This window comes from Hyphomonas sp. UBA3601 (assembly GCF_002375605.1).
GTDB lineage: Bacteria > Pseudomonadota > Alphaproteobacteria > Caulobacterales > Hyphomonadaceae > Hyphomonas.
In genome coordinates, this window is sequence record NZ_DFME01000009.1 from 1 (window position 1) to 14563 (window position 14563).

At 60.0% G+C, this 14563-nt stretch carries 16 protein-coding genes; 10 read left to right on the forward strand and 6 right to left on the reverse strand.

Features of this window, described 5'->3' with window-relative positions; all coding sequences use genetic code 11:
* Window positions 1-198 precede the first annotated feature (198 nt).
* The 3 genes from B4F73_RS00545 to pnp all read left to right on the forward strand — a co-directional run bounded on the left by B4F73_RS00545 (window position 199) and on the right by pnp (window position 5141).
* The gene (locus B4F73_RS00545; RefSeq protein WP_290482262.1) at window positions 199-2451 is read left to right on the forward strand and encodes a TonB-dependent receptor family protein; all 2253 of its coding nucleotides are present in this window, start codon (window positions 199-201) and stop codon (window positions 2449-2451) included.
* Window positions 2452-2664: 213 nt separating this feature from the next.
* Window positions 2665-2934 carry a 30S ribosomal protein S15 gene (gene rpsO, locus B4F73_RS00550; RefSeq protein WP_034814480.1) on the forward strand — a complete coding sequence of 90 codons (270 nt, stop codon included), beginning with the start codon at window positions 2665-2667 and terminating at the stop codon, window positions 2932-2934.
* A gap of 71 nt (window positions 2935-3005) precedes the next feature.
* Complete coding sequence (pnp, locus tag B4F73_RS00555) at window positions 3006-5141, forward strand: polyribonucleotide nucleotidyltransferase (RefSeq protein ID WP_034814482.1); 2136 nt, start codon at window positions 3006-3008, stop codon at window positions 5139-5141.
* Between the two features lie 54 nt (window positions 5142-5195).
* On the opposite strand, the gene B4F73_RS00560 is transcribed toward pnp, so the two are convergent.
* A complete protein-coding gene (locus B4F73_RS00560; protein ID WP_034814485.1) occupies window positions 5196-5882 on the reverse strand; it encodes a DUF4386 domain-containing protein in 687 nt (228 codons plus the stop codon).
* A gap of 115 nt (window positions 5883-5997) precedes the next feature.
* Between B4F73_RS00560 and B4F73_RS00565 the strand changes: the two genes are divergently transcribed.
* Complete coding sequence (locus tag B4F73_RS00565; RefSeq protein ID WP_290482263.1) at window positions 5998-6675, forward strand: TetR/AcrR family transcriptional regulator; 678 nt, start codon at window positions 5998-6000, stop codon at window positions 6673-6675.
* Window positions 6676-6686: 11 nt separating this feature from the next.
* On the opposite strand, the gene B4F73_RS00570 is transcribed toward B4F73_RS00565, so the two are convergent.
* Entirely contained in the window at window positions 6687-8078 is a 1392-nt protein-coding gene (locus B4F73_RS00570) for a pyridoxal phosphate-dependent decarboxylase family protein (protein ID WP_290482264.1), read from the reverse strand.
* Between the two features lie 108 nt (window positions 8079-8186).
* Between B4F73_RS00570 and udk the strand changes: the two genes are divergently transcribed.
* The 6 genes from udk to B4F73_RS00600 all read left to right on the forward strand — a co-directional run bounded on the left by udk (window position 8187) and on the right by B4F73_RS00600 (window position 11890).
* Complete coding sequence (gene udk / locus B4F73_RS00575; protein WP_290480250.1) at window positions 8187-8876, forward strand: uridine kinase; 690 nt, start codon at window positions 8187-8189, stop codon at window positions 8874-8876.
* A gap of 60 nt (window positions 8877-8936) precedes the next feature.
* Entirely contained in the window at window positions 8937-9845 is a 909-nt protein-coding gene (locus tag B4F73_RS00580) for a 5'-nucleotidase, lipoprotein e(P4) family (protein ID WP_206991698.1), read from the forward strand.
* A 39-nt stretch (window positions 9846-9884) separates the two neighbouring features.
* Complete coding sequence (locus B4F73_RS00585) at window positions 9885-10721, forward strand: CAP domain-containing protein (RefSeq protein WP_290482265.1); 837 nt, start codon at window positions 9885-9887, stop codon at window positions 10719-10721.
* 74 nt (window positions 10722-10795) lie between these two features.
* Window positions 10796-11107 (forward strand): hypothetical protein, encoded by a 312-nt coding sequence (locus B4F73_RS00590; RefSeq protein WP_206991696.1) that lies wholly within the window; start codon window positions 10796-10798, stop codon window positions 11105-11107.
* Between the two features lie 4 nt (window positions 11108-11111).
* Window positions 11112-11597 (forward strand): hypothetical protein, encoded by a 486-nt coding sequence (locus B4F73_RS00595; RefSeq protein ID WP_206991695.1) that lies wholly within the window; start codon window positions 11112-11114, stop codon window positions 11595-11597.
* A 65-nt stretch (window positions 11598-11662) separates the two neighbouring features.
* Window positions 11663-11890 carry a hypothetical protein gene (locus B4F73_RS00600; RefSeq protein WP_206991694.1) on the forward strand — a complete coding sequence of 76 codons (228 nt, stop codon included), beginning with the start codon at window positions 11663-11665 and terminating at the stop codon, window positions 11888-11890.
* Window positions 11891-11905: 15 nt separating this feature from the next.
* Here the strand turns inward: B4F73_RS00600 and B4F73_RS00605 are convergent, their stop codons facing one another.
* The 4 genes from B4F73_RS00605 to B4F73_RS00620 form a co-directional block, all read right to left on the reverse strand.
* Window positions 11906-12586, reverse strand: a complete 681-nt coding sequence (locus B4F73_RS00605) for a nitroreductase family protein (RefSeq protein WP_290481643.1) — start codon at window positions 12584-12586, stop codon at window positions 11906-11908.
* Between the two features lie 41 nt (window positions 12587-12627).
* Window positions 12628-13221, reverse strand: a complete 594-nt coding sequence (locus tag B4F73_RS00610) for an NAD(P)H-dependent oxidoreductase (RefSeq protein WP_290482266.1) — start codon at window positions 13219-13221, stop codon at window positions 12628-12630.
* Window positions 13222-13331: 110 nt separating this feature from the next.
* On the reverse strand, window positions 13332-13988 hold the full coding sequence (locus B4F73_RS00615) for an SDR family oxidoreductase (protein ID WP_290482267.1): 657 nt from the start codon (window positions 13986-13988) through the stop codon (window positions 13332-13334).
* Window positions 13989-14072: 84 nt separating this feature from the next.
* A partial coding sequence (locus B4F73_RS00620; RefSeq protein WP_290482268.1) for an enoyl-ACP reductase FabI occupies window positions 14073-14563 on the reverse strand: 491 nt, incomplete at its 5' end.

The window sequence follows — 14563 nt, forward strand, 5'->3', positions numbered from 1 at the left end:
ACTCTGACATGCGCCGGAGAGGCGGGGGAGGGGACGAGCGAAGCGCGCAGCAGCTTCCGCTTCACATGAGTCCGAGCGTGGCATGGAAAGCACATACGCGGCAAGTTTGTGCGAGTGAATGTCAAATGCAGGTTGTTTTGGGGCGTGGCATCCTCTTAAAGACCCGCAACTCATTCTCAATATCAATAGGTATCCCTCATGCCGTTTTCCCGTCTTTCCGTCCTGCTGGCCTCCAGCGCGCTCGTATCCCTGTCATCTTATGCTGACAATGCCACCGCGCCGGGTGAGCAGAACCCGTACCGGATGTTGTCGACGATTGTCGTGACAGGCTCGACGGATGCGGTGGACGAAGTGGCCGGGTCGGTCTCCTTCCTGACGGATGCTGACCTGTCGGCGCAGGCCCAGAGCGATATCCAGCGCGTCTTGCGCGTCGTGCCGGGCGTGAACATCCAGGAAGAGGACGGTTATGGCCTGCGGCCGAATATCGGCCTGCGCGGGTCGGGTTCGGATCGCTCGTCCCGTATCGTGCTGATGGAAGATGGCGTGCCGATCTCGCCGGCGCCCTACGCCTCGCCGTCCGCCTATTATTTCCCGACCACAGCGCGAATGAGCGCCGTGGAAGTGACCAAGGGGCCCGCCGCGATCCTGTATGGTCCGCGCACGACGGGCGGCGCACTGAACCTGTTCTCGACGCCAGTGCCGGAAGAGACGTCCGGATTTGCACAGGCATTCTTTGGCACCAATGATCGCCAGCGGGTCCATGCCTGGACGGGCGGACGGGCGGAGGTCGGCGCAGGCTGGAAACTGGGCGGCCTGATCGAAGTGTTCACCGACGAGACTGACGGGTTCAAGGAGCTGGACAATGGCGGGCCGACGGGCTTCGACGCTGATGATCTGATGCTGAAAGTCGGCGCGTACAAGGATGACGGCCCGATGCCGCAAAGCGTCGAGCTGAAATACCAGACGCGCGAAGAGACCTCCAACGAGACCTATTTCGGCCTGACGCTGGAAGATTTCGAGGCCAACCCCTATCGCCGCTATGATGCGAGCGCGGATGATGAATTCCGGGGCGAGAACGAGCTGTTCCAGCTGACCCACAAGATTGAATTCTCGCCAACGCTGAACCTGACGACAATTGCCTATCATCATGATTTTGCCCGCAACTGGTACAAGCTGCAGGGTATCAGCGCCGATGGTACGGGCGCGAGCGGCGATACGGGGATTTCCTCCGTGCTGGCCGACCCGGTGACCTATTCGGCCGAGTACAGCCTGGCGACTGGCGCTACCAGCCTCGACGATTCCATCGTCTACCGCGCCAACCGCCGCGCCTATTACAGCGAAGGCCTGCAAACCACGCTGAACTGGCAGACCGCGTTTGGCGGCCTCGATCATGATGTCACTGTCGGTATCCGCGTGCATGAGGACGAGGAAGACCGGTTCCAGGAAGAGGATGCGTACCGGCTTGAGGGCGAACGCCTGATCCTGACCAGCGCGGGCGCGGCGGGCAGCAATGCCAACCGCATCTCCAGCGGTGAAGCGGTTGCCCTGTTCCTGCAGGACCGGGTCAGCATCGGCAAGCTGACCGTGACCGGCGGCGCGCGCTTTGAGGATTATGAGCTGACGCGCGAGGACTATTCAACGGCAGACCCGACCCGTGCGGCGGGGCCGACGCGCGTGCGGACCCTGGATGACCAGGTCGTTGTGCCGGGTCTAAGTGCACTTTACGAACTCAACGAGGATGTGACCTTGCTGGCCGGTGTGCATCGCGGCTTTGCGATTGCCAGCCCCGGCGCAACCGAGGCCGATGCCGAAGAGAGCGTGAACTGGGAAGCCGGCGGACGCTTCTCGAAAGAGGGCGTCGATGTCGAGGCGATTGCCTTCTTCAATGACTATTCAAACCTGCTCGGCACCTGCACCGCCTCGTCCGGTGGCAATTGCACGATCGGCGACCAGTTCGATGGCGGCGATGTGGACGTGATGGGCCTTGAGCTGACGGCGAGCTGGGATGCGGCGGCGCTGTTCGACACCTCGCTCTCACTGCCGGTCGGCCTCGTCTATACGTGGACAGATGCCGAATTCCAGTCTGGCTTCGAGAGCAGTTATGAGCCGTGGGGCGATGTCGAGGCGGGCGACGAGCTGCCCTATGTCTCGGACCAGCAGATCACCCTGATGGCGGGCATCGAAGCCAGCCGCTGGGGCATGGATTTCTCTGCTAATCACGTCTCCGAAGCGCGTGCGCGGGCGGGGCAGGGCGCCATTCCGGCAGGCGAGCGGATCGATGCACGCTGGCTGGTCGATGCGGCGGCCTGGGTCGACCTGACCGAGACGCTGCGCCTGCGCGTGAAAGCGGAAAACCTGTTCGACGAGACCTATGTCGCCTCCATCGATCCGGCCGGCCTGCGCCCCGGCAAGCCGCAGGAGATTCTGGTCGGGCTTGAGGTGAGATTCTAAGCACCGGCGCTTTTGCGCCAAACCTCACCTGAGGGCCTTTCATTTCGGGGGAAAATGAGCCATAAGCCGCCCCTTGTGGTGGGATATCGGGTCCTGACCCGGCTGGACGACATCCCGGCCGTGGCCTGAGGCCTCAGATACTCACCCAAAACCCCCGCCAATTCAGGCGCTTAGACGAAACCCGCCGCAAGGCGATTACAAGAAAGATACACGATGTCGATTACCGCTGAGAAGAAGCAGGAACTGATCGAAAAATTCGCCACAAAGCCTGGCGATACCGGTTCCCCAGAAGTGCAGGTCGCGATCCTGACCGAACGGATCAACAACCTGACCGACCACTTCAAGACGAACAAGAAAGACAACCACTCCCGCCGGGGCCTGCTGGCCATGGTCGCAACCCGCCGGAAGCTGCTTGACTACACCAAGCGCAAGGATGAGGCGCGCTACGCCAAACTCATCGAAGCCCTCGGCATTCGCCGCTAGGCACAAAATCAAGCCCGCCGGGCAATAGGGCCGCGGCGGGCTTTTCGTATGTGAAAAAGAAAGACATTTTGATGTTTGACAAGAAATCTGTGTCGCTGGAATGGGCCGGCCGCACGCTGACGATCGAAACGGGCCAGGTGGCCCGCCAAGCCGATGGCGCCGTCATGGTGACCTATGGCGATACAAAAGTGCTCGCGACCGCATGTTTTGCGAAAAGCGCGAAGCCGGGCCAGGACTTCTTCCCCCTGACCGTCAACTACATGGAAAAATACTACGCATCGGGCCGCATCCCAGGTGGCTTCTTCAAGCGTGAAGGCCGCCCGACCGAGAAAGAGACGCTGACGTCTCGCCTGATCGACCGCCCGATCCGCCCGCTTTTCGTCAAAGGCTTCAAGAACGAAGTCCAGGTCGTGCTGACCGCGATGTCCTATGATCTCGAAAACGATCCGGACGTGATCGGCATGATCGGTGCCTCTGCGGCGCTTGTCCTGTCCGGCGCGCCCTTCATGGGCCCGATCGGCGCAGCGCGCGTGGGCTACAAGGATGGTGAGTACATCATCAACCCGACGATCGAAGAACTCGAAGAGTCCGAACTGGACCTCGTCATGGCCGGCACCGCCGACGCCGTGATGATGGTGGAATCGGAAGCTTATGAACTGTCCGAAGAAGTCATGCTCGGCGCTGTCATGGCGGGTCATGAATCGATCCAGCCTGTGATCGATGCGATCATCGACCTGGCCGAACAGGCCGCCAAGGAACCGTTCGACTTCGAAGCCGAAGATCACTCGGCCGAACTGGAAAAAATCCAGAAACTGGTCGGCGCAGATCTTTCCGCCGCCTACTCGATGACCGAGAAGCTGGAGCGTCAGGCCGCTGTGGGCGAAGCCCGCGAAAAGGCCAAGGCTGCGCTCGTCGGCACCGAAGAAGAGCCGGGCGAAATGTCTGGCGAGACGTTCAAGTCTGCCTTCAAGGAAGCCGAAGCAAGCGTTGTTCGCGGCGACATCCTGAAAACCGGCAAGCGCATCGATGGCCGTTCGCTGGATCAGGTTCGCCCGATCGAGGCAATTGCCAGCTTCCTGCCGCGCACGCATGGTTCCTCGCTGTTCACCCGTGGTGAAACGCAGGCGATCTGTGTGGCCACGCTCGGCACCAGCGATGATGAGCAGTTCATCGACGGCCTTGATGGCACGTCGAAGTCCAAATTCATGCTGCACTACAACTTCCCGCCATATTCGGTGGGCGAGACCGGTCGCATGGGCGGTACCAACCGCCGCGAGACCGGCCACGGCAAGCTCGCCTGGCGCGCGCTGCAGGCTGTCCTGCCAAAGCATGAAGAGTTTCCGTACACGATCCGCCTCGTCTCCGAGATCACCGAGTCCAACGGCTCGTCCTCGATGGCAACGGTTTGCGGTTGTTCCCTCGCCATGATGGATGCCGGCGTGCCGGTGACCCGTCCTGTGTCGGGCATCGCAATGGGCCTGATCAAGGAAGCTGACGGCGTGGCGGTTCTCTCCGACATTCTCGGCGACGAAGATCATCTCGGCGACATGGATTTCAAAGTGGCCGGTACCGAAAAAGGCCTGACGTCCCTGCAAATGGACATCAAGATCGCCGGTATCACCAAGGAAATCATGCACACGGCTCTGGAGCAGGCCAAGGGTGGGCGCATGCACATCCTGGGTGAGATGGGCAAAGCGCTGGATACGTCCCGCGACAGCCTGTCGGAAAACGCTCCACAGATGGAAATCGTCAAAGTGCCAACCGACAAGATCCGTGACGTGATCGGGTCTGGCGGCAAGGTCATCCGCGGCATCGTGGAAGAGTCCGGCGCCAAGGTGAACATTGATGATGATGGTACGGTGCAGGTCTCTGCGCTGGACAAGGAATCCATCAACAAGGCGCTGAAGATGATCAAGGAGATCGTCGCAGAGCCGGAAATCGGCGAGATCTACGAAGGCAAGGTCGTTGGCCTGAAAGACTTCGGTATCTTCGTGAACTTCTTTGGTCCGAAGGACGGCCTTGTGCACGTGTCGCAAATGGCGAACGAGCGCGTGAACCATCCGAAAGACCTCGTCAAAGAAGGCGACACGGTCTGGGTCAAGCTGATGGGCTTCGATGATCGCGGCAAAGTGCGCCTGTCCATGAAAGTGGTCGACCAGACCACCGGCAAGGAACTTGCCAAGGATGAGGGCGGCGAAGAGGAATAGGATTTCCTTTTCCTGCAACAGGATACGAAAGGCCGCTCTCCGGAGCGGCCTTTTTTATTTTTGATCATACTTGGATGTTCTGCGCAGGCCTTTCCAGAACAACAGTCCGATCATCCAGAATTCGCCAATTGTTGGTGGAATCGTGAGTAATCCGATCCAAGCGCCTGCGTGCGGTGCGAGCACTGCGATAAACACGCTCGCGACATAGCCAATACCGCCAAGGATAAGTATCCAGCCTAGCGGGCGAGGGCCGAAGCGCCCCTTCAGGACGATCCAACCCATTGGGATCAACCAGAGCCCAAAGAAGATGGCGCCTGCGGCCCAGAAGTGGTGACTGGTCAGAACAAACAGATGGCTGATTGCCGGATCGGCGCTGCTGTGTCCCAAGGCTGTGTCGAGCGCCGCGCGTAACATCACCGAGCTGGCGAGCGTCGCGATCGCATTGACCATGCCGAAGAGTGCCACAACGCTCGCGGCATGCCGGTCGATGTGACTGAACAGTTTGGCGAACCATACCGCCGTCAACGCCTGGAAGATGGCGGACCCAAGCTCCAGCGCGATCCCGACGCGGGCAAGGCCTTCCTGCCCGGTCAGATTGGCGAGCGTTTGAACAGGATCATCTTCTGCAAAAAGCTGAGGGCGAACCGCCATGAAAACGGCGCCGCCGGTCAAACCGAGGCCCAGGTAAAACAGACCAGTGAGGCATGCATCGCGTCGAAGGGAGGGGGGCAAGGCGGACATACTTGTTTAAACCTTACAATGTAAGTCTACGCCATGTGCTACCATGCAGTGCAAGAGTCTTGCAAGTGCCATCGCCACAAAGGCAAATGGATCCCGAAAGGAGACATGGCTGGCAATGAGTACACGGAAGCCTTTGACGCACACGCGCGTGCTTGATGCCGCGATGACATTGGTTGATCGCGAAGGCCTGCAAAGTCTGAGCATGCGGCGCCTCGGCAAAGAGTTGGGCGTCGAAGCGATGTCCCTGTATCACCATCTTCCAGGCAAGGAAGGCCTGCTTGATGGACTCGCCGAGGCGCTGGCAAATGAGATCACGTCCGCCGTTGATGAGCGTCCGGCATCATGCATGGCGGACTGGAAATCGGACCTGCGCAGCAGATGTCTGGCCGCTCGCACGGTGGTGATGCGTCACCCATGGACGCCTGCGCTTTTTGCGGCGCGGCAGTCCATACCACCGTCCATGTACCTCTATGTGGATCAGGTGATTGCATTGTTTGTGGACAATGGCTTCAGCTATCAAACGGCCCATCGTGCATTGCACGCGCTCGGAAGTCTGTTGTTTGGCTTTGCGCAGGAATTGTTCAGTCCGCCGGTGTCGGGTGGAAACCTGGACACACAAAAGACGCAGGCGGAGTTTGAGGAGATGGCAGAAAATCTGCCCTACCTCTCGGCCATGGTAGCGTCCGAGATGCATCAATCCGACGAGCCGGCTATGGGGTGGTGCGACAGCCAGACAGAGTTCGAATTCACCCTTGATCTGTTGCTGGATGGACTTGAGCGACTCCGTGACTAGGGTCGCACAAACTACCCATCTTCCGTCAGCGCCTTGCGTACAGCCGCAATTGTTCGCGCGACATCCCCCTCATTCGTCCGCCAGCTGACGACGCTAACGCGCATAACGCGTTGACCCTGCCATGTCGTGCCGGAGAAAAAAGCTTTACCTTTTTCGTTCACCCGGCGAATGATCTCGTCGGTGAACGCATCATTCTCTTCCGCACTCGCACCTTCGTGTTCAAACCGCACAAGGCCCTGATTGAGTATCGGGTCATTCAGGGCGCGAGCGTTCGGCAGGGCGCCGATCCCATTCACAATTTCGGCGCAATACGCACATGAGCGGTCAACAAGGTCGGCGACGCCCTGACGGCCAAGTTCCTGAAGTGCGGCGTAAACAGGCACGGAGCGTGCCCGGCGGGAGAGTTCGAGGTTCCAATCCGTTGGATCACGCACGTCCTGACTGGGGGAGAGATAAGCCGCACTGAGTGACAGGGCGGCGCGGTGCGCCTCAGAATCGCGGACAATGGCAAAGCCGCAATCATAAGGTACGTTCAGCCACTTGTGACCGTCGGTTGCCCAGCTGTCAGCGAAGTCGATGCCGTCTGTGAGGTGTTTGAGGCGGTCGCTCGTGCGGGCGAACAGGCCGAACGCGCCGTCGACATGCACCCATGCGCCAGCGGCCTGGGCCATCGGAATCAATGTACGGAAATCATCGAATGTACCGACATTCAGGTCTGCCGCGTTCAGGCATACAACTTTTGGCCCCTCCCATTCGGCAAGATGGCGGGCAAGGTCATCTGCGCGCATGTCGCCCATGGGGTTGATGGCGACATCTGTCATGGATGCCTGTCCAAGACCGAGGTGGCGAATAGCGCTGTCGAGGGAGCGGTGCCTGTTTTCACTGGTCAGGATGCGGATACGCGGTGCGCCGAACAAGCCGTCGTTTTCTGCATTCCACCCGGCCTTTTGCAACACGCCATGCCGTGCCGCTGCCAGCGCAGTGACGTGCGCCATCTGGCACCCGGTGGTGAACGCGAAGGAGGATGTCTGCGGCAGGTCGAACAGTTGCTTCAGCCACTCACCAGCAATCTCTTCAATCATGCTTGCAGCGGGTGCAACGGTGAACATACCCGCATTCTGGTCCCAGGCCGACACCAGCCAGTCGGCAGCAAGTGCCGAAGGAAGTGATCCTGCCATCACCCAACCAAAGAATCGTCCCCCGGCATTGGCATGCAGGCCGGGCTCGGCGTGCGTGGCAAGGTCGTCGATAATGGCGGCGGCGTCTCGCCCGGTTTCCGGTAGCGGGCCAGACAGGGCGGCGCGAAGGTCGCGCGCGGTGGCCGTGGCGCCTACGGGGCGATCAGGCAGGCTGTCCAGCCAGCGGCGGGCATGGAATGTGGCGCGGTCGAGTGGATCAGTCATGGCGAATTTCCCCAGCGTGCATCTAACGGGACTGTGCGTGGCAAAGGAAGTGCGGCGGCGGCCTTTTTTCGTTGAAGCCAGCCGGGGTTTGCCGTTACACCCAAAGCCATGATGACAAAGCGCAAGCAATTCCTCGTCGCCATGTCCGGTGGCTCCGGATCTGGCAAGTCAACGCTGGCCGAAGCCCTGCTGGAACATTTGCCTGAGGGGCAGGCGGTCCTGTTTGGTGAGGATGCGTATTACTATCCGATGAGCCATTATGGCGAGCCCGGGAACAAGGAAGAATGGACGGCACTTGTCGCGGGCATCAACTATGATGCACCTCGCTCGAAAGAAGCCGACCGGCTGGTCAAGGATTTGCGCGCGCTGAAAGCCGGCGAGACGATCCAGCAGCCAATCTATGATTATGAGCGCCATGACCGCAGCGAGAAGACACGCGAGATCAAGTCTGCACCGATCCTGATCCTGGAGGGCATCCATGCGCTGTCTTTCCCGAAAATCAGTTCCCTGATTGATCTGTCGGTCTATGTGGACACGCCAGACGACCTGCGCCTCGCACGGCGAATTCGCCGCGACGTGACCGAGCGCGGTCGCTCGCTGGAAAGTGTACTTCAGCAATATCTCGGCACGGTGCGCGCGGCGCATTACCAATGGACCTATCCGGCCAAATTCGAGGCCGACCTCGTGATTGCCGATGAAGGCCTGCCGGCCTATGGCAATGTGCGCCCGACCGAAGAAGCCATCGAACGCATGATCGCACCGGTGCTGGCGCGTCTGCAGAATTGCGGCGCGATCTGACCCGTTTCCGGTTCGGGGCCAGTCTGGTATGACCAGCCTGCATCGGAACAGGAGACCGTCATGACCCATAGGCTTTCATTTCTTGTTGCAGGGCTGGCGGCGCCATTTGTCCTGTCTGCCTGTATCTATGTTGATGAAGGCTCCGAACCTGTCCGCAAAGTGGTGGTCGAGCGCGAAGTCATTGTTGAAACGGGTCCGGCACAGGATGATCGGCTGAACGCAACGCTCTGGGCGCAGCAGGCGGTAGAGTACAAGGCCACGACTGACGGCATCTATGCGCTGGCGGCGATGCGATTGGACGAGGCGCTGGCTGATCCGGAATGGACCGCCGCGCCGGACCTGCAGGGCGAGGCCTATCAGGATCTTCCCCCGGCAATCATCCTTGATGCCGATGAGACCGTATTGGACAATACGCCCTATGCGGCGGCGGATGTGCTGGCGGGTGAGCCTTTCAGCCCCGACCGCTGGAATGCCTGGGCCAGCGCGGGTGTGGCGAAAGCCGTGCCGGGCGCGGTGGACTTCACCCGCGCGGCTGCGGCCAAGGGTGTGAAAGTATTCTACGTCACCAATCGCGACGCAGTGACGGAAGAGGGGACCGCACGGAATCTGCGGGCACTCGGTTTCCCAATGGGCGGCAATGTTGACACGTTGCTGACCAAGGGCGAGCAGGACGATTGGGGCTCGGCCAAGGCAACGCGCTGGGCCGTGGTGGCAAAGGATTATCGGATCCTGCTCATGCTGGGCGACAATCTGGGCGACTTCACCGATTCCTATAAAGGCAGCCCGGCAGAACGGCAGGCCGTATATGAGGCGAATGCAGACAAATGGGGCCGGGAATGGATTGCCCTGCCGAATCCGGGTTATGGCAGCTGGGAGAGCGCGCCATTCGGTCATGATTACAGTCTGCCTGAAGACCAGCGGTTGCAGATGAAACGCGACCAGCTGCAGCCATGGCCTGAACGGCCGTAACACTTCTGTTCATGTTGGCGCGGATATAGTGCGCAAGACATGATCCTGCGCACTCTTTTCGTCGGCCTTGCGGCGCTTGCCGCTGGCCTGCCCGCATTTGCCTGTGACCTTGCCCTCACGGGGCGGGGCGTCGCAGTGGCCGATTATGTCGAGCAGGTGGGGCCCTGCTTCGGGAATTTGCCGGAGGGCTATGCCTTCGACGCGCGCATGGAAGGCGAGTTCCTGAGGCTGACCAATATCGCCCGCAAGGAGGCGGGATTGCCGCCGCTGGTCAATCGCGCGGCGCTGCGCAATACGGCGCGCTTTCACAGTCTCGACATGGCGTATAATGATTTCTTCGGCCATGTCGGACCGGACGGACGCAAACCGCAGGACCGCATCGCGGCCTTCGACCGGCGGGCAATCATTCAGTATTCAGCTGAAAATGTTGCCATGATCGAGATTGTCCGGGGGCGCTGGAATCTGGAACGGCAGGCCGTGAAACGTCTGCACCAGAACCTCATGGACAGCCCCGGCCATCGCGCAAACATTCTCAGCGAACAGGCCACCCATGTATCGATGGGCGTGGTGCGGACCGAGACGGGTGTCTGGGTGACGCAGAACTTCCTGAACCTTTCGGGCAGCCTTGCGCGGGACGTGCCCGTGCGGATGCGTACCGGGGACCGGTTGCGGCAGATGCCCGTGCTCAACGGCTGGAAGTTCCGCGAGTTCGCGGCCGAATTGCCAAGCGGCGACGTGTTGCCAATGGGGCAGGGTATTCCGGTGGGTATATCGGGCGATATCCACATTGCCGCCGAAGGCCGCAAACCGGGAGAGAAGCCGCGCAGCTATTACACAATCCACCTGCCCGGTCCCGCTGTGACCGTGGGCGGCTAGAACCCTACCGAATTCTGTAGGGTTGAATTATCGTTCTATTTCTGGCCTCATGTCCGGAGGCAGGAGGGTTAACCATGGTTGATGTGTTTGTGAAAAAGGAATTCTCGTCGGATGTGGATACCGGCGATATGCAAACGGAGAAAAAGCAAGTCGTCCGCGATTACATCGCGAAAGGGCAGACATGTGACTGTCCACCGCATGATTTTGAGGAACTTCCAAAAAAAGGGGCTATTGCCCACGAACTCCGGGAGGGGCACTTCCTCCATCAGTTCGAGGCATCTAAATCGAAGCATCGCCGAAATGGCAGGAAGCTCGTGCAAACCAGCTTTATCTGTAAGCCCGGACAGCCACGAAAACGCATAGATGTGATTGACCACAGCAAGTAGTTGCATGAACCTCACGTCCGAGTATTTCGCAAGTCTGTTCCGGGATCTGACCAATCGCACCTACACATTTTCTGCGATCGTTTTTGTAGCGGAACTGTCAGGAAACCATTCCACGCCCGTATCCATATTCGATTTGGAAGTGGAGGGCCTAACGCTTGGGATTATTCAAGCGGGGGCATTTCTTGCAATCGCCCAAGCTGTTTTCAGCTTGATATTTGCGCTGTTCGTAATGGACAAGGCGGGGATGGAGAAGGCCTTTCAAGAGGCGACGTCATCTCAAGATGGTGAGGGTCTTTTCAAAAACCCGGTCTATGCGCGCCTCAGGGAAAGTGTGCAGCGCAAGGCGGCATCCGCAAAGTTGCTGTACAATATTTTCCACCTGCTCCTTCCCATGTGTGTAGGTATTCTTGCCATGCTGTGGAGCTTTCCGGATCTATGCAAGATTGTAGAAAGCTTTCCAGGCGCAGAATTCCGTTTGTGCGAAGATTAAACCGGTCCGGGATTCACAAAACTCCCAAATCGTGATTCTCTTCGATAGACATCGGAGTGATTCGAATGCCTGCCAAAACCGCAAGCCGCCGAACAGTTGTCTTTACCGAGAGCGACGGACGCAAAATTGAAGCTGTCCGATACACCAACCCTGACGGAAGCGCTGGGGGATGGGTGGCTCCTGATTTTCAGGCCGTGAACGTTACACTGGGCCCAGACGTCATCGTGTATCCGGGCGTTTCGATTTCCAGCGGTGCCATCATCACCGGAAAATGCATGATCGTTCCACACTGAGCTGGCGTTCGCTCGCTAGAACACGCGCATGATCTGATCCAGTGGCTTTTTCACCAGAGCGTGTTTGGGCACCATGGCATCGTCGGCTGGATAGCCCGCAACCAGGATCAGGAAGGGTTTTTCCGTTTCCGGACGATCACAAATGCCGTTCAGGAACTTCATCGGGTTGGGCGTGTGGACAAGGGTGGCGAGGCCGGCCTGATGACAGGCGGTCATCAGCATACCCGTGGCGATGCCGACGCTTTCGTTGATGTAGTAGTTCTTGCGGGTTTCTCCCGCTTGCACGCCGCCGCGGCGCTGGGCGAAGATACAGATCAGCCAGGGGGCGATTTCCATATAGGGCTTGCCGGCATCGGTGCCGATCGGCGCGAGCGCGTCGAGCCAGTCTTCCCCGGCGCGCCCTGAATAGAACTCACGCTCTTCAGCTTCGGCAGCCTGACGAATTTCGCGCTTTTTCTCCGCGCTGTTCACACAGGCAAAAAACCAGGGCTGGTGATTGGCGCCGGATGGGGCCGACCCGGCGGTGGCGACACAGGCCTCAATGATTTCGCGTGGGACGGGCTTGTCGGAGAAGGCGCGGACGGAACGGCGCGTCGCCAGAGATTCGTGAAAGGCGCGGGCGCGGTTTCGCATCTCGTCTTCGGGATAAGACGGGAAGCCGCTGAGCGGGACATGGGTCTCGGTACTGGTTTTCATGATGCCCGTGTTAGCAGGATGACGGGCGGACGCAATTCACATCAGCGGGACCGGCGGGCGGCATCAGCGCCGCGCCTTTCGGCCCGCTTCATCCATTTTGAGAGCGTCGCCTCCTTGGCCGTCTTCACCGGTCCGACCTGCAGGATGCGTGCGGGATGTATGCCGACAAATTTCATGACGGGCTTCTGCACCTGTAACTTGGCGGCGCGACCATTGGATAGCCGGTCAAACCAGACCGGCGCGTCGGACGTCATCAGCACATCGCCCCGTCGTCCGGCCAGCAGGCGATCCCAGAAGGGGTCCTTCTCGTGATATTTCATGGCGAAGCCCGGCAGGAAACTGCGGTCGATCACGCCTTTCATCTTGGCGGGCATCCCGCCCCACCATTGCGGATAGGCCCAACAGACATGATTGGCCCAGAGCAAGTTCTCCCGCCACGCTTCAAGGCATGGCTCAAGGGTCTTGCGGGCGTGATAGCCTTCGGTGAGATCCGGGTCGAAGACCATGTCCGACAGGTTCATGCGTCGGACTTCGGCACCGTTTGCTTCTGCGCCACGCTGGTAGGCGTCCGCCATGCCGTGGCTGAGCGATGTAGCGCGTGGATGGCCGACCCAGAGAAAGATGCGTGCTGGCATGAGAGCCCCCCAAATACGATTGAACAATACGTTTATTGTTCAATACGGATCTGATGGCAAGCCCAAACGGTGTGGGGTGCAATTCGCCAGCATGGGGTTCGCCCTGCGTGTCAGCCGCGTTTCAGACGGGCAACGGCATCGGAGACGGGTGTTTCGCCATTTGTGAGTTCGATGATCTCATTGGTGATTTCCGGCACGTCGATCAGTTCCGCGAGCGTGGCGGCGACATTGCCGCGCGCGACGTCTCCATAGGTGATCGCGCGGCCCGCCATCACTTTGCCATCGCCGTCATCATCTTTCAGCGTGCCAGGGCGCAGGATGACATAGTCGATCCCGCTCTGGGCGAGGGCCGCATCGGCGCGGCGCTTCATGGCCATATAGTGCTCGAAATCATCGCTCGTGTCGCGGTCGCGCCCGGCATCCATGATGACTGAGACGAGATAGATGCGGTTCACGCCTGTGGCGCGCGCCGCCTCGATCAGCTTTTCCGGGCCCTCTCCATCAATCGCGGTTGTCTTGTCCCGGCCGCTGCCGGCGGCGCCTGCGGAGAAGACGGCCGTATCACAGCCCTTCATGGCGCTGGCGAGGTCGTCTGCGGTCATGTCGATGATATTGCCGAGAACGGGCTCGACGCCCTGCTTGTGCAGATCATCTGCCTGTTCAGGTTTGCGGTGCAGGCCTTTGACCGTGTGGCCGGCCTCGACGAGTTTCGGGCTCAGGCGGCTGCCGACGCCGCCCGTGGCGCCGATGAGGAAGATATTGGACATGGAAGTCTCCTGTCAGAATGGGTTCGCCAGACCAACAGGACAGACGGGCAGGAGTTCCGGGCGATCACAGCAAGGTGAGGACGCTTAGTCCTCCGGCAAATCCGGCACGCCGACGACGTGGAAACCAGCGTCGACATGGTGGACTTCACCGGCGACGGAGTGGCCGAGTTCGGAGAGCAGGTAGAGCGCCGCGCCGGCGACGCCTTCCATGCGCGTGTCTTCCTTCAGCAGAGACCAGTCGCGGCCCGTGCCCATAAGGCTCTTGCCGCCGCGAATACCGGCCAGGGAGAGCGTACGCATCGCGCCAGCGGAAATCGCGTTGACGCGGATGCCCTGCGGCCCGAGGTCGCGCGCCGCATAGCGGGTTGCGGCTTCGAGCGCGGCCTTGGCGACGCCCATGACATTGTAGGAGGGCACGGTGCGCTCGGCGCCGAGATAGGTCATGCAGATCATCGCGCCACCATCCGGCATGATTTCGCTGGCGCGGCGGGCACAGTCGATGAAGCTGTAGACCGAAATGTCCATCGCGCGGCGGAAGCCTTCGCGGGTCGTGTTGGCGACCATCGAGCCCTGCA